Raw genomic sequence first — 16,759 nt, 5'->3', positions numbered from 1 at the left:
CTGTAATTTCAAATAAAAAGGGATTTGACGACACCAATAACTCAAACCTGCGGGAATAAATTATTCCTGCAGTCTCTGAAATTAAAAAAGAGATAATAAAAATGAGTAAAACAAATAATAAGATGGGAGTAGTACAGCTAACAATTCTAACCGCCGTCAATATGATGGGGTCAGGAATAATTATGCTGCCAACCAAACTCGCCGAAGTCGGGACAATCTCTATCGTCTCATGGTTAGTCACCGCAGTAGGTTCAATGGCACTGGCCTATGCCTTCGCCCAATGTGGGATGTTCAGCCGTAAATCCGGTGGTATGGGCGGCTATGCTGAATATGCGTTCGGCAAATCTGGCAACTTTATGGCGAACTACACCTATGGTGCTTCACTGTTGATTGCCAATATCGCCATTGCAATCTCTGCGGTAGGTTACGGCACTGAATTGTTGGGAGCGACACTAACACCACTGGGTATTTGTATTGCAACCATTGGCGTGCTGTGGCTGGCAACAGTTGCTAACTTCGGTGGCGCGCGCATTACCGGGCAGATCAGTAGTGTTACTATCTGGGGGGTTATTATCCCAGTGGTCGGTATCTCAATCGTTGGTTGGTTCTGGTTTAGTGGTTCAGCCTATATGGCAGCCTGGAACCCACATGCAGTTCCCACTTTTGAAGCCATCGGCTCTTCAATCTCAATGACGCTGTGGGCCTTCCTTGGTCTGGAATCTGCTTGTGCCAATACTGATGCTGTCGAAAACCCTGAACGTAACGTTCCGATCGCCGTACTCGGTGGGACTTTAGGTGCAGCTGTTATCTATATCATCTCAACCAACGTGATTGCCGGTATCGTACCAAATATGGATTTGGCTAACTCTACAGCGCCGTTTGGCCTGGCGTTCGCTTATATGTTCACCCCTGCGGTCGGTAAAATCATCATGGCATTGATGATCATGTCCTGCGTGGGTTCATTACTGGGTTGGCAGTTCACCATCGCTCAGGTATTCAAATCCTCTGCTGATGAAGGCTTCTTCCCGAAAATTTTCTCAAAAGTCAGTAAAGCCGATGCCCCCATCAAAGGGATGCTGACCATTGTTGTCATCCAGAGTGTGCTGTCCCTGATGACCATTAGCCCGTCACTGAACAAACAGTTCAACGTGCTGGTCAATCTGGCGGTAGTCACCAATATCATCCCTTATATTCTGTCGATGGCGGCGCTGGTCATTATCCAGAAAACCGCCAATGTGCCACCAGCCAAAGCACGTAAAGCCAATATCATTGCCTTCATTGGTGCGATGTATAGCTTCTATGCGCTTTACAGCTCAGGGCAAGAAGCCATGACATGGGGTGCGATTGTTACCTTCCTTGGTTGGACACTGTACGGTTTGGTTTCACCACGCTTTGAGTTTGCAGCAAAAACCAAATAACTAACCATAACCCTGCGGGTGGAAGGTCACTTCCCCCGTATATTTAACCAATCAGGTGCCAGTAGATAAAAAAATCAGGATACCGCAGCCGATTCCGGTAATAATGTTCCGCACCGCTACCCCCGGACTGGAATAAAATTATGTCGGACAGCCTATGGTATCTCTATCTACTGCGCACCCCCACTGGCATGCTCTATACCGGTATCACCACAGATGTAACACGGCGATTGGCCCAACATCAGGTAGGGAAAGGCGCGAAAGCGCTGCGAGGAAAAGGTGAGTTAACATTGGTATTTCAGTGTGAGGCAGGGGATAGATCGACAGCATTGAAGTTAGAATATCGGGTGAAGCAACTCAATAAGCAGCAAAAAGAAAAGCTGGTAATTAGCCAGCCTTCTTCGTTGCTATCGTTACCTGGCGTTAAAAGCGATTAAACGGGGCAGAGAACACCACTTCACCATCAGCACCCGCCAGTGCATCTTCCGCCAACGCATAAACCTGAAAAGCCTCTTCAGTACCGGGCCAACGGCAGGTCAATTGATGACGAGCCGCTGGTACAAAACCGAAACGCTGATAATAGGCTGGGGAGCCTAGCACCACGACAGCGGCATAGCCAAACTCATTCAGAGAGTCTAGCCCTTCGTAGACCAGTTTTTCAGCCAAACCCTGGCGGCGCAACCCCTCCGCCACGGCCAGTGGTGCCAGTGCGACCCATTGACGGTCTTCACCTCCCACCTCAACCGGGCTGAATGCTGCATAGCCAACCACACCGCCTTCATCGTCAGTTGCCACGATACCCAACGTCAATAAGCCATCTTCACGCAGTTGCTGTACCAGCTCGGCCTCTGCATCTTGCTTGAAGACTTGACGCAACAGGGCGTCTATCCCCGGCGCATCCACCGGAATTTCAACCCGGATCAGCACGATGCTAATGTACGGGAAGCACTCACCGCACCCTCTTGCTGACCTGCCTCGATAAATTCAGCCAGTTGTTGCATGCCAACACGCAGTAGTGTTGGCATGGACTCCAACTCAATGGCATCCATTAGATTTTTGACATACAGGCCCAATTCGGTATCCCCTTCAATTCGTAACCGGCGCTGGAAAAACAGCGTATCCGGATCTTCTTTACGGGCAGCGATCAAAATCAGATCGTTGGCATCACCGCTAAAGCTCACATCAGCTTCAGCCTGTTGGCTTACGACCAGCCTACCGTGTTCTACTGTCATAAACCATTGCAATGCGAGGTCTCGCACTTCAATTTTTAACCAGCGGGATTCCAAAAATTCCAGTTCTCCGTCCAGCAGAGCCTGACGAAGTTGCCACCCCAGCACTTGCTCTATTACCTGACGTTTTAAGGCAAAGGGGGTCAATTTTAACGGACCCCGCAGTAGCGCCGGCCCTTGACGCACCAGACGTGCTCGTAGTTCTCCCAACACAGGCAGACTCCTTTTTGGTGATATCCCCTTTGTACTTGAAGCCGCAGGGGTGTTGGCTACCTGCAATTCCAATTACTTTGGGTATCAATCTGCATAAAATAAAGTTCTATTTTGCCACATTAGCAAAACCGGAAAGCGCGTTATATCGATAAATTTTGCACCAAGTTATCGCTGAAAGTATTGCTAAATATCAGAAGAATGACACCAATGCCAAAGAAACTGCCTTAAATCAAGGTCCGGGGGGAGCAGGTTAACTAGAATCGCCACTCGATAAAATTTTCATCGCCACGAATATCATCTTCGGATGGGGAACAATAATTGCCAGCGGTAACCTCAGCAAGGCGAGCCGTTGACTCATTCAGGAAAACTCTATGGAGCTGCTTTGTCCTGCCGGCAACTTACCCGCATTAAAGGCCGCCATCGATAATGGTGCCGACGCGGTTTATATTGGCTTGAAAGATGATACCAACGCCCGCCATTTTGCTGGCCTCAATTTCACCGATAAAAAGTTGCAGGAAGCGGTCAATTACGTTCATAGCCGCAAACGTAAACTGCATATCGCCATTAACACCTTCGCCCACCCTGACGGTTATTCCCGGTGGCAGCGGGCGGTGGATATGGCGGCACAGCTTGGGGCGGATGCCCTGATCCTGGCTGATTTGGCCATGCTGGAATATGCCGCCGAACGTTACCCAGAGGTTGAGCGCCATGTATCGGTACAGGCGTCGGCCACCAATGATGAAGCTATCCGCTTTTATCAACGTCATTTCGATGTGGCGCGAGTGGTTTTACCACGCGTACTGTCAATGCATCAGGTGAAACAACTGTCGCGTACCAGCCCGGTGCCACTGGAGGTATTTGCCTTTGGCAGCTTATGCATTATGGCTGAAGGGCGTTGCTACCTTTCTTCCTATTTGACCGGTGAATCACCCAATACGGTCGGAGCCTGCTCTCCAGCGCGCTTTGTTCGCTGGCAGCAAACCCCACAGGGGATGGAGTCTCGCCTTAATGAAGTGCTGATCGACCGTTATGAAGATAATGAGAATGCTGGATATCCCACCCTGTGCAAAGGCCGTTATCGGGTAGACGGTCAGCGCTATCATGCATTGGAAGAGCCAACCAGCTTGAATACGCTTGAGTTATTACCGGAGCTGTTTGCTGCCAACATTGCGTCAGTGAAAATTGAAGGCCGCCAACGCAGTCCAGCTTATGTCAGCCAGGTTGCCAAGGTCTGGCGACAGGCGATTGACCGCTATCAGGCCAACCCTTCGCAGTTTGTCGCCAAAGCGGAATGGATGGAACAACTGGGCGCAATGTCCGAAGGTACTCAAACTACATTGGGTGCTTATCATCGTAAGTGGCAGTAGCCGGAGGAAACATGAAGTACGCCTTAGGCGCAGTACTCTATTACTGGCCAAAAACTGATATCGAAACCTTTTACCAGACTGCGGCCAACAGCAGCGCCGACATTATTTATCTCGGTGAGAATGTCTGTACCAAACGCCGTGAAATGAAGGTGGGTGACTGGTTGGCACTTGCTAAAGAAGTGGCTGCCAGTGGCAAACAGGTGGTGATTTCCACACTGGCGCTGCTGCAAGCACCGTCAGAGTTGAATGAATTAAAGCGTTATGTGGAAAACGGTGAGTTTTTGCTGGAAGCCAATGACCTGGGGGCGGTGAATATGGCCGCTGAACGTGGCTTACCCTTTGTTGCCGGCCATGCCCTGAATTGCTACAACGCTTATACTCTGCGAATTTTACACCGTCAGGGCATGATGCGTTGGTGTATGCCGGTTGAGCTATCACGTGACTGGCTGGTTAATGTGCTGCAACAGTGCGAAGAGTTGGGGTTCCGCAATCAGTTTGAGGTAGAAGTATTGAGCTACGGCCACCTGCCGCTGGCTTATTCTGCCCGTTGCTTCACCGCGCGCTCAGAAGACCGAGCCAAAGATGAGTGTGAAACCTGCTGCATCAACTACCCACAAGGGCGGCCGGTATTATCACAAGAAGACCAACAGGTATTCATCCTAAACGGTATTCAAACCCAAAGTGGCTACTGCTATAACCTCGGTAATGAACTGATTTCCATGCAAGGATTAGTGGATATCGTGCGACTCTCTCCGCAAGGTCTGGATACGCTGACAGTTATCGAGCAGTTCCGGGCTAATGAGCAGGGATTGAGCCCACTCATCTTGACCGATAAAGCCGACTGTAACGGCTACTGGCGGCGTCTCGCCGGGCTGGAATTGGTGTCATAAGAACCCATCGGGCGTAGCACTACGCCCGTATCACTCCATGCGCAGGCATGCTTACCCAGTCACTCGATATAGCTACCACAACGAATCGTAGGGGCCATAGCGTTCTCTTTTTCATCGCTTCAATCATCCTTTTGCCGCCGCATTTATTCCCCCTTGCCAAACCACGATTTAGATTATGCTTTTATAGGTGATAGTCGCGCACTGTATGTGGCTTCTTATGTGCGTATTAATGCGGCTAGCTCCCCTGTTTGGTTTAATAAATTAGTGCGTTCGCCCTTCAAGCGACTCGACATAAGGTTAAGATGGACGATTCTATGACTGACAAAAAGACAGTTCCGCTTTCAGTGCTTGATTTATCGCCGATAGCGCAAGGCAAAACACCACGAGAGGCTTTTCATGCTTCGCTGGATCTGGCTCAACATGCTGAAAAGTGGGGATATCACCGCTATTGGCTCGCTGAGCATCATAACATGACAGGTATTGCCAGCGCGGCGACCTCAGTACTGATTGGCTATATTGCCGGAGGTACCAAGAGCATCCGTGTCGGCTCCGGCGGCGTCATGCTACCTAACCACTCACCACTGGTGATTGCAGAACAGTTTGGTACCCTCGCCTCTCTCTACCCAGACCGTATCGATCTCGGCCTTGGCCGTGCGCCCGGCAGTGACCAACGCACCATGATGGCATTACGCCGCCATCTGTCCGGTGAAGTGGATAACTTCCCCGCCGATGTTGGCGAACTGCAAAACTACTTTGCTGAAGTACAACCGGGGCAAGCGGTACAAGCCGTGCCTGGGCAGGGTTTGCACGTTCCATTGTGGCTACTGGGTTCCAGCCTGTATAGCGCTCAATTGGCTGCGGCCATGGGCCTGCCGTTCGCCTTCGCCTCACATTTCGCACCAGATATGTTATTCCAGGCGCTCAAGCTCTATCGGGAAAACTTCAAGCCGTCCATTCAATGGCCAAAACCCTATGCTATCGTTTGTGTGAACGTGGTGGCCGCAGATAGCGAGCGCGATGCCCATTTCCTGTTTACCTCCATGCAGCAGCAATTTGTCAATTTGCGCCGCGGCACGCCGGGTCAACTACCGCCACCAGTAGAAAACATGGATAAGATCTGCTCACCCGCCGAACAATTTGGTGTCGATCAGGCGCTACGCCTATCTATTATTGGTGATAAAAGTAAAGTGCGGCATGGGCTTCAGTCATTACTGCGGGAGACCCAGGCTGACGAATTGATGGTGAATGGCCAGATTTTCGACCATCAGGCACGACTATATTCATTTGAAATAGTTGCCGGATTACAGCCAGAGTTACAAGCTGTTGAGCACCTATAACTCGCCAACTGAAGCAAAATTATAGACATAAAAAAACCAGCCCGAGGGCTGGTTTTTATTTTTAATCATCAGAAATGATTAAGACTTATGCGTCACCAAAACGACGGCGAGTAGGTGCCGCTGCTGCTGGTGCAGGCGCTGGTGCATCTTCACGACGCGGAGCTGCTGAGCGCTGACCATCACGGTTGCCACGACGTTGTTCGCCACCACCGGCTGGAGCACGGTCACTACCGAATGAACGACGAGGAGGAGCACCTGCTGCGCCATCACGACGTTCGCCACCGAATGAACGGCCACCACCACCACGACGCTCACCACCGGCACCAGCACCACCAGCAGGACGCTCACGGCGTTCATGTGGCTGCGCATCACCCAACAACTGCATGTTCAGCGGCTTGTTCAGGATACGGGTACGGGTGAAGTGAGATAACATTTCGCCCGGCATGCCTTTTGGCAACTCGATAGTTGAATGCGAAGCAAACAGCTTGATATTACCAATGTAACGGCTGCTGATGTCGCCTTCGTTAGCAATCGCGCCAACGATATGACGGACTTCAACACCATCATCACGGCCCACTTCAATGCGGTACAGTTCCATCTCACCAACATCACGACGTTCGCGACGTGCTGGACGCTCACCACCATCACGGCTGTCAGCGCGGCTGTCAGGACGAGGCTCACGACGACTGTCACCACGATCACGGCCACGATCGCTACCACGGTCATCACGGGAATTGAATTCACGCTGCGGACGACGCGGAGCTTCTGGTGGCAGAATCAGAGGACGTTCGCCCTGTGCCATTTTCAGCAGTGCAGCAGCCAGGGTTTCGAGATCAAACTCTTCTTCTGGTTGCAGCTTAGCCAGCAATGCACGGTACAGGTCCAAATCACTGCTTTCCAGCTGTTGGCCAACTTTAGCAGCAAACTGAGCTAAACGACGTTCACCCAACAATTCGGGGTTTGGCAACTGAACTTCTGGGATAGTCAGTTTCATGGTGCGTTCAATGTTTTGCAACAGACGGCGTTCACGGTTCTCAACGAACAGCAACGCACGACCAGCACGACCGGCGCGACCAGTACGGCCGATACGGTGAACGTAAGACTCTGAATCCATAGGGATATCATAGTTTACGACCAGGCTGATACGGTCAACATCCAAACCACGTGCCGCAACGTCAGTTGCAATCAGAATATCCAGACGGCCATCTTTCAGGCGGTTCAGTGTCTGCTCACGTAAAGACTGGTTCATGTCACCGTTCAAGGCAGCGCAGTTATAACCGCTACTTTCCAAGGCTTCAGCCACTTCCAGTGTGCCATTTTTGGTACGCACGAAGATAATAGCTGCATCGAAATCTTCAGATTCCAGGAAACGTACCAGTGCTTCGTTTTTGCGATAGCCGCCACCCACTCTCCAGAAGCTCTGGCTGATGTCAGGGCGGGTAGTCACGCTAGACTGGATGCGGACTTCCTGTGGATCTTTCATAAATTTACGGGTAATACGACGGATCGCATCTGGCATAGTCGCAGAGAACAGTGCGGTCTGATGCTCAGCCGGCATCTGCGCCAGAATGTTTTCGACGTCTTCGATAAAGCCCATACGCAGCATTTCATCTGCTTCATCCAACACTAAACCGCTCAGGTTGGACAGGTTAAGAGTACCGCGTTTCAGGTGGTCTAACAGACGACCTGGGGTACCAACAACAATTTGTGGCCCCTGGCGCAAAGCGCGTAATTGAACGTCATAACGCTGGCCGCCGTAAAGGGCTACAACGTTGACGCCATTAATGTGTTTAGAGAAATCAGACAATGCCTGTGCGACCTGAATAGCCAACTCACGGGTTGGTGCCAGCACCAGAACCTGTGGAGCTTTCAGCTCAGCTTTAATATTGTGTAACAGCGGCAAACCAAACGCGGCTGTTTTACCACTGCCTGTTTGCGCCATGCCGAGAACATCACGGCCGTTTAACAGGTGTGGGATACATTCCAACTGGATAGGAGATGGTTTTTCATAACCAAGATCAGTCAGAGCGGAAAGAATAGGAGCAGATAGCCCCAGATCAGCAAAAGAGGTTTCAAGCTCAGTAGTCATGTACACGTGCCTCATTAATAATGGCAGCCAGTCTACATAACTCGTCGAGAAAATTTTCAGTCATTTTCATTGAAAAGTGTGAACCGGCTCAAATTAGATTATAAAACGAACAAAAAGGCCATCACCTGTTAGGGTGATTAACATTGGTAAAAACCAAGATAGTCAGGCTAATAGTTGTTCGTCAGCTATTGCTGGTCCGATTCCGATAGGTCGTCTTGTTCTTGGCCCAAAAGCGCCAATTCCAACAATGCATAGCGGTGCTCAACAAAATTATGAACGTTGTTAGCTACCGTCAGTTTGAACAGCGCCGAAGCGGTGTCCTTGTCCCCCAGACTTAGGTAATGTTTACCTAAATAGAAGTCAGTTTCACTGAGATGCTCAGCGAGCGAAGTGTTATCCATTGCATCTGACTTGAGCCTTTCCATCAGCGTTTTTTCGCTGATCGTGCCCAAGTAGAATTCGACAATATTCCATCCCCATTGCCCTCTGTCCGATTTTTCATAGCGCTGTTGTAACGCTACTGCAGCCGCCTTGGGATCGATTTCTCTTTCCACCAGATACAGCCATAACGAACGGAAGGGATCATTTGGATCGTCTTGATAAAACGCCTGCAGATCATCCTGCGCCAACGGGAGTCGACCGCCATAATACAGAGCGATACCCCGGTTTAAACGCGCGTAATTGTAAGTTGGATCAAGCTCTAGTACAGAATCAAACGCTTCATAGGCAGCATCAAAATTGCCTGCCTGCGTTAAATAAATGCCCAGATAGTTAAAAACTTCTGGCATATCAGGACGAATAGCTAACGCTTGCGAAAAATCATTTCGCGCTAGTGCCCGTAGCCCGAGGCTATCATACAGCACTCCGCGCTCATATAAAAGCTGCGCGCGCTCATCATCCGTAAGTGCCCGACTTGCAAGGATTTGTTCCATGCGAGCCAGAATCACTTCCTGCTGCAACGTAGGTTGCAACGGGATAGCCAACACCTCGTCTTTACGCCAATCATGGTTGCTGCATCCTGCCAGCATGAGTGCTGTCGCAACGTAACACCAGCGCAAGAAAGGCTTCATTTCCTACTCCCGAAGACAAACATTGGATAAATATCCTTTCATCCATTTGTTTAACACAAGAGCATCCTGCCCTCGAGATAACACAGCCCCTCACCAGAGGTAAGGAGCTATGGAATACTTTATTACTCTGCTGCTTCTGGTGCCGGAGCTTCTGCGTCAGGAGTAGTGGCTTCTTTGATGCTCAGGCGGATACGGCCCTGGCGATCAACTTCCATTACTTTAACTGGCACTTCTTGGCCCATTTGCAGATAGTCAGTCACTTTCTCTACACGCTTGTCAGCGATTTGAGAAATATGAACTAAACCTTCTTTACCGCCGCCGATTGCCACAAATGCACCGAAATCAACGATACGAGTTACTTTACCCGCATAGATACGGCCCACTTCGATTTCAGCAGTGATTTCTTCGATACGGCGGATAGCGTGTTTCGCTTTATCGCCGTCGGTTGCTGCAATCTTAATGGTGCCATCATCTTCGATTTCAATGGTGGTGCCAGTTTCATCAGTCAGCGCACGAATCACAGAACCACCTTTACCGATCACATCCTTGATTTTCTCAGGATTGATTTTCATGGTGTAGATACGTGGAGCAAACTCAGAGATATCACCACGAGGTGTGCTGATAGCCTGTTCCATAACACCCAGAATGTGCAGACGCGCACCCTTGGCCTGGTTCAGAGCCACCTGCATGATTTCGCGGGTGATACCTTCAATTTTAATGTCCATTTGCAGTGCAGTAATACCGTCACGGCTACCGGCCACTTTAAAGTCCATGTCGCCCAAGTGATCTTCGTCACCCAGAATATCAGACAGAACAACAAAGTTTTCGCCTTCTTTAACCAGACCCATCGCGATACCCGCAACAGCGGCTTTAATTGGCACACCTGCATCCATCAGGGCCAAAGAAGCACCACAAACAGAAGCCATTGAGGAAGAACCGTTAGACTCGGTGATTTCAGAAACCACACGAACAGTGTAAGGGAACTCGCTCGGGCTTGGCATTACTGCCAGTACACCACGTTTCGCCAGACGGCCATGGCCAATCTCACGACGCTTAGGTGAACCAACCATACCTGTTTCACCAACACAATATGGAGGGAAATTATAGTGTAGCAGGAATGAGTCAGTACGCTCACCCATCAGCTCATCAATATTTTGCGCATCACGGGCAGTACCCAGTGTTGCAGTAACCAGCGCCTGAGTTTCACCACGGGTGAACAACGCAGAACCATGGGTACGTGGCAATACGCCAGTACGCACATCCAGACCACGGATCATGTCTTTTTCGCGGCCATCGATACGTGGCTCGCCACGCAATACGCGGCTACGAACGACGTTTTTCTCAACATCGCCCAGAATGTCATGAATCTCGCTAGCATCTAAAGATTCATCTTGTGCCAACAGCGCTTCAGTGACGTCAGCTTTAATAGCATCAACCTGAGTATAGCGCTCTTGTTTCTCAGTGATACGATAAGCATCACCCAGACGAGCTTCTGCCAGCTCAGCAACACGCGCGTGCAGCGCTTCGTTAACTGGCTCTGCATGCCAATCCCACTTAGGTTTGCCAACTTCAGCAACCAGAGCGTTGATATTCTCAATCACAACTTGTTGTTGTTCGTGGCCGAAGATGACCGCGCCTAACATTTGATCTTCAGACAGAATCTGTGCTTCTGATTCAACCATCAATACTGCGTCAGCAGTACCGGCAACAACCAGATCCAAGCGGCTCTCTTTCAGTTCATCGGTCGTTGGGTTCAGCACATACTGGTCGTTGATGTAACCAACACGAGCAGCACCAATTGGGCCGTTAAATGGAATACCTGACAGGCTCAGCACCGCTGAGGCACCAATCAGTGCCACGATGTCTGGGTTAACTTGTGGGTTAACAGAAACAACGGTCGCAATCACCTGCACTTCGTTCAAGAAGCTGTCTGGGAACAGTGGGCGGATCGGACGGTCAATCAGACGTGAAGTCAGTGTTTCGCCTTCACTTGGGCGGCCTTCACGACGGAAGAAGCTACCTGGGATACGGCCAGCAGCGTAAGTACGCTCCTGATAGTTAACAGTCAGAGGGAAGAAGCTCTGACCTGGCTTGGCTTTCTTTTGGCCAACAACAGTCACAAATACTGCGGTGTCGTCCATGCTTACCATTACAGCAGCCGTTGCCTGGCGAGCCATCATACCGGTTTCAATGGTAACGGTATGTTGACCGTACTGGAATTTACGAATAATCGGAGTCAGCAAAATAGTATCCTTATACTATGCGGTGCCGGATCGTATTGACGACCTCATCCACCTGTTACTAATACCTTCACACTGCATCCTCGCGACTAATGACAATCCTTAACTCTCATTGAGTTAAAGTCTCTCATTAGCCGCGCGAACCTCTGCACCGGAAGATCCTATGTTTGAAATTTACGCTTCATACTTGACGCTACAGCAGTGTTAACCTTTCTCACTCACCCGAATCACTGACCTGAGCCAACTCTGCGGGGCGGATCCGTTTGCTGCTTACTTACAACTTCAATTACTTTGGGTAATGAACAACAATATACTAACGTATTCTATCATTGCTTCTTAGAAAAAAGGGGCCAATTTGGCCCCTTTCTCCCGAAACTCGCAGACTTAGCGACGCAGACCCAGACGCTCGATCAGGGAAGCATAACGTGCTACATCTTCACGCTTCAGGTAGTCCAGCAGCTTACGACGCGTGGATACCATACGCAGCAGACCACGACGGCTGTGGTGATCTTTTTTGTGCTCGGAGAAGTGACCTTGCAAATGGTTAATTTGAGCAGTCAACAGAGCAACCTGAACTTCGCTTGAACCGGTGTCATTGGTACCGCGACCGAAGTCAGCAACAATTTTAGCTTTCGCTTCAACACTTAGAGACATGATACAACTCCAAATATATAGATAAATTAAAACAGGCGCCGATCTCTAATTCAGCAACCCAATATGTAAGCCGCACTATTCTACTCTTTGCACTGCGGAATCGCAAGGTAGCCGCCTTCCTGCAACTCGAATTATATAAGGTATGGCCTATAGTGCATTTTCCTGCGCCTCTACTACCAGGCGTTTGGGTGCAACACGGCCATCCTCTGCGATAGTGCCGATACCAATGAAATTACGCTCTTCGCCTTCAGTGATACGGACCATACCTTCGCTTGGCGCGCCAGCAACATGCACCGGTTGCCCTTGCTTTACATAGGCTGCAACAGCAGGTAACAGATTGACTTCAGGGAAGTTTAATACTGCACTGTCCATCGGTAGCAACAGTAAATCCAGCTCTGGATTTGGTGAGCGCTCTTCTGCCTGTGCCGCTTCAACTATGGCAGTCAACTGCTCTAAAGTCACCATGCGATCACTTGGGTAAGCGGCCACTTGCAAACGACGCAGATAGCTAACATGTGCCCCACAGCCTAATAATTCACCCAAATCATCAACAATAGTGCGAATGTAGGTGCCTTTTGAGCAATGAATTTCCAGCTCAAGGTCATTGCCTTCCCAGCGGATAAACAGCAATTCATACACGGTAATGCTACGGGCGTCGCGCTCTACTTCAATCCCCTGCCGGGCATATTCATACAACGGTTTACCTTGATGCTTCAGTGCCGAATACATGGAAGGTATCTGCTGGCTATCGCCGCGGAAACTATCCAGAGCAGCATCCATCTGCGCCTGAGTGACGTTAACTTCACGCTCACTGATTAACGCACCTTCGGCATCCGAAGTATCTGTGCGCTGGCCCAAACGGGCAACCACCAGGTAGCGCTTATCAGAATCGAGCAAGAATTGAGAGAATTTGGTCGCTTCACCAAGACAGATAGGCAACATACCGGTCGCCAGTGGATCGAGTGCACCGGTATGGCCTGCGCGGTTAGCGCTAAAGAGACGTTTTACTTTCTGCAAAACATCATTAGAGGAGAGGCCCAGCGGCTTATCCAATAACAGAACGCCGTTAATGTCACGGCCGCGACGACGTGGACGCCCCATTACTTCTCCTCGTCGTTACCTGGATTAACCTGACGTTCTACATCATTTTTGATGACATTAGTCACCAGGTTAGACATCCGCATGCCTTCAATCAATGAGTTATCATAAGCGAAGGTCAGTTCCGGTACGATACGCAAGCGCATCGCTTTACCCAGCAGAGTGCGGATATAACCAGAGGCATCTTGCAGTGCTTTAATGCCATTTTTAACTGTATCCGGGTCTGCGTTATCGGTTAACACATTCAGGAAGGTCACAAAGACTTTAGCGTAAGCCAAATCACGGGACAGCTCGATACCGGATACGGTAGCCATACCAACACGTGGGTCTTTGATTTCGCGTTGTAAGATGAGTGCGATCTCTTTTTGCATTTCCTGCGAAACACGTTGAGAACGGCTGAATTCTTTTGCCATTTGGATTCTCCAGACAAATTGGGGGGCCAAGGCCCCCCAAATGGATATAAGCAGATCTGAGGCGATTAATCGATAGTACGTTTGATTTCGATAATTTCGAAGACTTCGATCACATCACCAGTACGGACGTCGTTATAGTTCTTAACGCCGATACCACACTCCATACCATTACGAACTTCGTTAACGTCATCTTTGAAGCGGCGCAGAGATTCCAGCTCGCCTTCATAGATAACCACGTTGTCACGCAGAACACGGATTGGATTGTTACGCTTAATCACACCCTCAGTAACCATACAACCTGCAATGGCGCCAAATTTCGGTGATTTAAACACATCACGAACTTCAGCCAGACCAATGATTTGTTGTTTGTACTCAGGTGCCAACATACCACTCATCGCCTGTTTGACTTCGTCGATCAGGCTATAAATTACTGAGTAGTAACGCAGATCCAGACCTTCAGTTTCAACCACACGACGGGCTGAAGCATCAGCACGAACGTTAAAGCCAAGGATGATTGCGCCAGAAGCTGCGGCCAGTGTTGCGTCAGTTTCGGTGATACCACCAACGCCTGAGCCAACAATGCGCACTTTCACTTCATCGGTAGACAGATTTTCCAGTGAATCACAGATAGCTTCACAAGAACCCTGTACGTCAGACTTGATTACGATGTTCAGTTCAGAAACTTCGCCTTCGGTCATGTTAGCAAACATGTTTTCCAGCTTAGATTTCTGCTGACGAGCCAGTTTAACTTCGCGGAATTTGCCCTGACGGTACAGTGCAACTTCACGAGCTTTCTTCTCGTCACGAACCACGGTCACTTCATCACCGGCAGCAGGAACACTGGACAGACCCAGGATTTCCACCGGAATAGACGGACCAGCAGACGTGATATCACGGCCCAACTCGTCACGCATCGCACGTACACGGCCATACTCAAAGCCACACAGTACGATATCACCTTTGTTCAAGGTACCTTTCTGAACCAGCACGGTAGCAACAGGGCCACGGCCTTTATCCAAGAAGGATTCGATAACCACACCGTTTGCCATGCCAGTACGAACTGCTTTCAGTTCCAGAACTTCAGCTTGCAGCAGGATTGCGTTCAACAATTCATCAATACCGATACCAGCTTTCGCAGATACGTTGATGAACTGAGAGTCACCGCCCCACTCTTCTGGCTGGACACCGTACTGAGACAGCTCGGTTTTAACGCGGTCTGGATCAGCTTCTGGCTTATCGATTTTGTTCACTGCAACCACAACCGGCACTTTCGCCGCTTTGGCATGCTGAATAGCTTCGATAGTCTGTGGCATCACGCCATCGTCGGCTGCAACAACCAACACCACGATATCAGTCGCCTGAGCACCACGGGCACGCATTGAAGTAAACGCGGCGTGTCCTGGGGTATCCAGGAAGGTGATCATGCCGTTTTCAGTTTCAACGTGATAAGCACCGATGTGCTGTGTAATACCACCGGCCTCACCTGACGCCACTTTCGTGGAGCGGATGTAATCCAGCAGAGAGGTTTTACCGTGGTCAACGTGGCCCATGATGGTCACAACCGGAGCGCGATGCTCGGCTGCGGCTTCAGCGCCAGTATCACGGTCGCTCATCAAAGCTTCTTCCAGTTCGTTTTCACGACGCAGAATCACTTTGTGGCCCATCTCTTCAGCAACCATCTGTGCTGTTTCTTGATCGATAACCTGGTTAATGGTTGCCATAGCACCCAGTTTCATCATTGCTTTGATGACCTGAGAGCCTTTAACAGCCATTTTGTTTGCCAGTTCAGCAACTGTTACAGTCTCACCAATCACAACATCGCGGTTAACCGCAACAACAGGCTTGTTGAAGCTCTGTTGCAGTGTGCTTGGTTTACGTTTGCCTTTACGGCCAACAGCACGTGCTTCTTCACGATCAGCTTTAGACTCGGAGAGTTTATTGCCTTTTTTCTGCTTAGTTGCTTTACCACCACGAGTGCGGCTACGGCGATCACCTTCAACTTTGGCGTCGTTTTCGTCTTCCGCGGCGCGCGCATGTTGTGAGGTGGTTACATGGTAGTCAGCAGACTCAGTCTGCTCAGCCACAGGTTCTGGCCATTTACCTTCGTTTTCGGCTGCCATTTTACGGGCTTCCTCAGCAACGCGTTTAGCATCTTCCTCGACCTTACGGCGTGTTTCTTCTTCTACTGAGCGTTTCAGCTCGGCAGCTTCAGCTTCACGGCGTGCTTTATCGGTCTGAGCTGGCTTGATTTTTTCGTCGGTTTGTTGATTCGTCACTTTTTCTTTTTCCGCTGCTTGGCGTTTAGCTTTTTCAGCGGCCTCACGTTTGGCTTGTTCTTCGGCCGCACGTTTAGCTTTTTCTTCAGCGATTTTCTGCGCTGCTGCTTCCGCTTCACGTTGTGCCTGCTCTTCCGCTTCACGCTGTGCCTGCTCTTCCGCTTTCGCTTGTTCAGCTTCCGGCGTATTTACATAAGTGCGTTTCTTGCGGACCTCGATTTGCACCGATTTACTTTTTCCGCCGGTGCTCGGAATATTCAAGGTGCTACGCGTTTTGCGTTGCAACGTGAGTTTATTAGGCGCACTGCCGTGTTCACGGTTTAAGTGCGCCAGCAATGTTTCTTTTTCTTGCTGGGTAACTGAGTCTACTTCAGACTTCTTGATCCCTGCATCAGCAAATTGCTGTACCAGGCGATCAACTGGGGTCTGAATCTCAGCTGCCAGCGATTTTACGGTTACATCTGTCAT

At 49.9% G+C, this 16,759-nt stretch carries 15 protein-coding genes; 5 read left to right on the top strand and 10 right to left on the bottom strand.

Annotated features, from left to right (window positions below; translation table 11 throughout):
* Positions 1 to 101: 101 nt before the first annotated feature.
* Together potE and V2A85_RS03800 are read left to right on the top strand one after the other, a co-directional pair.
* On the top strand, positions 102 to 1,418 hold the full coding sequence (gene potE / locus V2A85_RS03805) for a putrescine-ornithine antiporter (protein WP_050085596.1): 1,317 nt from the start codon (positions 102 to 104) through the stop codon (positions 1,416 to 1,418).
* Positions 1,419 to 1,558: 140 nt separating this feature from the next.
* Positions 1,559 to 1,852 carry a GIY-YIG nuclease family protein gene (locus V2A85_RS03800; RefSeq protein WP_083160882.1) on the top strand — a complete coding sequence of 98 codons (294 nt, stop codon included), beginning with the start codon at positions 1,559 to 1,561 and terminating at the stop codon, positions 1,850 to 1,852.
* Here V2A85_RS03800 and V2A85_RS03795 read toward each other — a convergent pair.
* Positions 1,839 to 2,342, bottom strand: a complete 504-nt coding sequence (locus tag V2A85_RS03795) for a GNAT family N-acetyltransferase (protein ID WP_372557852.1) — start codon at positions 2,340 to 2,342, stop codon at positions 1,839 to 1,841. The two genes, V2A85_RS03800 and V2A85_RS03795, sit on opposite strands and share 14 nt — an antisense overlap.
* Positions 2,336 to 2,857, bottom strand: a complete 522-nt coding sequence (gene ubiT / locus V2A85_RS03790) for a ubiquinone anaerobic biosynthesis accessory factor UbiT (protein ID WP_420070904.1) — start codon at positions 2,855 to 2,857, stop codon at positions 2,336 to 2,338. Before ubiT ends, V2A85_RS03795 begins: the two co-directional genes overlap by 7 nt.
* Before the next feature lie 371 nt (positions 2,858 to 3,228).
* Here ubiT and ubiU point away from each other — a divergent pair, with 371 nt between their 5' ends.
* From ubiU to V2A85_RS03775, 3 genes are all read left to right on the top strand, one after another.
* Complete coding sequence (gene ubiU, locus V2A85_RS03785; protein ID WP_083160887.1) at positions 3,229 to 4,224, top strand: ubiquinone anaerobic biosynthesis protein UbiU; 996 nt, start codon at positions 3,229 to 3,231, stop codon at positions 4,222 to 4,224.
* Between the two features lie 11 nt (positions 4,225 to 4,235).
* Positions 4,236 to 5,114 carry a U32 family peptidase gene (locus V2A85_RS03780; protein ID WP_372557850.1) on the top strand — a complete coding sequence of 293 codons (879 nt, stop codon included), beginning with the start codon at positions 4,236 to 4,238 and terminating at the stop codon, positions 5,112 to 5,114.
* Between the two features lie 314 nt (positions 5,115 to 5,428).
* Entirely contained in the window at positions 5,429 to 6,451 is a 1,023-nt protein-coding gene (locus V2A85_RS03775) for a luciferase-like monooxygenase (protein WP_372557849.1), read from the top strand.
* A gap of 85 nt (positions 6,452 to 6,536) precedes the next feature.
* Here V2A85_RS03775 and V2A85_RS03770 read toward each other — a convergent pair whose 3' ends face one another.
* The 8 genes from V2A85_RS03770 to infB form a co-directional block, all read right to left on the bottom strand.
* Positions 6,537 to 8,540: a DEAD/DEAH family ATP-dependent RNA helicase gene (locus tag V2A85_RS03770; protein WP_420070903.1), complete on the bottom strand. Its 2,004-nt coding sequence runs from the start codon at positions 8,538 to 8,540 to the stop codon at positions 6,537 to 6,539.
* Positions 8,530 to 8,604 carry a protein YrbN gene (gene yrbN / locus V2A85_RS03765; RefSeq protein ID WP_223499600.1) on the bottom strand — a complete coding sequence of 25 codons (75 nt, stop codon included), beginning with the start codon at positions 8,602 to 8,604 and terminating at the stop codon, positions 8,530 to 8,532. Before yrbN ends, V2A85_RS03770 begins: the two co-directional genes overlap by 11 nt.
* Positions 8,605 to 8,725: 121 nt before the next feature.
* Complete coding sequence (gene nlpI / locus V2A85_RS03760; protein ID WP_083160891.1) at positions 8,726 to 9,610, bottom strand: lipoprotein NlpI; 885 nt, start codon at positions 9,608 to 9,610, stop codon at positions 8,726 to 8,728.
* A 122-nt stretch (positions 9,611 to 9,732) separates the two neighbouring features.
* Positions 9,733 to 11,853: a polyribonucleotide nucleotidyltransferase gene (gene pnp, locus V2A85_RS03755; RefSeq protein ID WP_083160892.1), complete on the bottom strand. Its 2,121-nt coding sequence runs from the start codon at positions 11,851 to 11,853 to the stop codon at positions 9,733 to 9,735.
* Positions 11,854 to 12,234: 381 nt separating this feature from the next.
* Positions 12,235 to 12,504, bottom strand: a complete 270-nt coding sequence (gene rpsO / locus V2A85_RS03750; RefSeq protein WP_050085613.1) for a 30S ribosomal protein S15 — start codon at positions 12,502 to 12,504, stop codon at positions 12,235 to 12,237.
* A 147-nt stretch (positions 12,505 to 12,651) separates the two neighbouring features.
* Positions 12,652 to 13,605, bottom strand: coding sequence for a tRNA pseudouridine(55) synthase TruB (gene truB, locus V2A85_RS03745; RefSeq protein ID WP_372557847.1), 954 nt, complete (start codon positions 13,603 to 13,605; stop codon positions 12,652 to 12,654).
* Positions 13,605 to 14,015 (bottom strand): 30S ribosome-binding factor RbfA, encoded by a 411-nt coding sequence (rbfA, locus tag V2A85_RS03740; RefSeq protein ID WP_032816249.1) that lies wholly within the window; start codon positions 14,013 to 14,015, stop codon positions 13,605 to 13,607. The genes truB and rbfA overlap by 1 nt, the downstream gene beginning before the upstream one ends.
* A 65-nt stretch (positions 14,016 to 14,080) precedes the next feature.
* The gene (infB, locus tag V2A85_RS03735) at positions 14,081 to 16,759 is read right to left on the bottom strand and encodes a translation initiation factor IF-2 (RefSeq protein WP_372557846.1); all 2,679 of its coding nucleotides are present in this window, start codon (positions 16,757 to 16,759) and stop codon (positions 14,081 to 14,083) included.

Source organism: Yersinia sp. 1252 StPb PI (assembly GCF_048593885.1).
GTDB lineage: Bacteria > Pseudomonadota > Gammaproteobacteria > Enterobacterales > Enterobacteriaceae > Yersinia > Yersinia enterocolitica_E.
This window is presented reverse-complemented; position numbering and strand designations above follow the sequence as displayed.

Bases quoted from the DNA above. Each gene is read 5' to 3' on its own strand.
- potE (WP_050085596.1), top strand. From the start codon at position 102: ATGAGTAAAACAAATAATAAGATGGGAGTAGTACAGCTAACAATTCTA.
- V2A85_RS03800 (WP_083160882.1), top strand. From the start codon at position 1,559: ATGTCGGACAGCCTATGGTATCTCTATCTACTGCGCACCCCCACTGGC.
- ubiU (WP_083160887.1), top strand. From the start codon at position 3,229: ATGGAGCTGCTTTGTCCTGCCGGCAACTTACCCGCATTAAAGGCCGCC.
- V2A85_RS03780 (WP_372557850.1), top strand. From the start codon at position 4,236: ATGAAGTACGCCTTAGGCGCAGTACTCTATTACTGGCCAAAAACTGAT.
- V2A85_RS03775 (WP_372557849.1), top strand. From the start codon at position 5,429: ATGACTGACAAAAAGACAGTTCCGCTTTCAGTGCTTGATTTATCGCCG.
- V2A85_RS03770 (WP_420070903.1), bottom strand. From the start codon at position 8,540: ATGACTACTGAGCTTGAAACCTCTTTTGCTGATCTGGGGCTATCTGCT.
- nlpI (WP_083160891.1), bottom strand. From the start codon at position 9,610: ATGAAGCCTTTCTTGCGCTGGTGTTACGTTGCGACAGCACTCATGCTG.
- rpsO (WP_050085613.1), bottom strand. From the start codon at position 12,504: ATGTCTCTAAGTGTTGAAGCGAAAGCTAAAATTGTTGCTGACTTCGGT.
- truB (WP_372557847.1), bottom strand. From the start codon at position 13,605: ATGGGGCGTCCACGTCGTCGCGGCCGTGACATTAACGGCGTTCTGTTA.
- rbfA (WP_032816249.1), bottom strand. From the start codon at position 14,015: ATGGCAAAAGAATTCAGCCGTTCTCAACGTGTTTCGCAGGAAATGCAA.
- infB (WP_372557846.1), bottom strand. From the start codon at position 16,759: ATGACAGATGTAACCGTAAAATCGCTGGCAGCTGAGATTCAGACCCCA.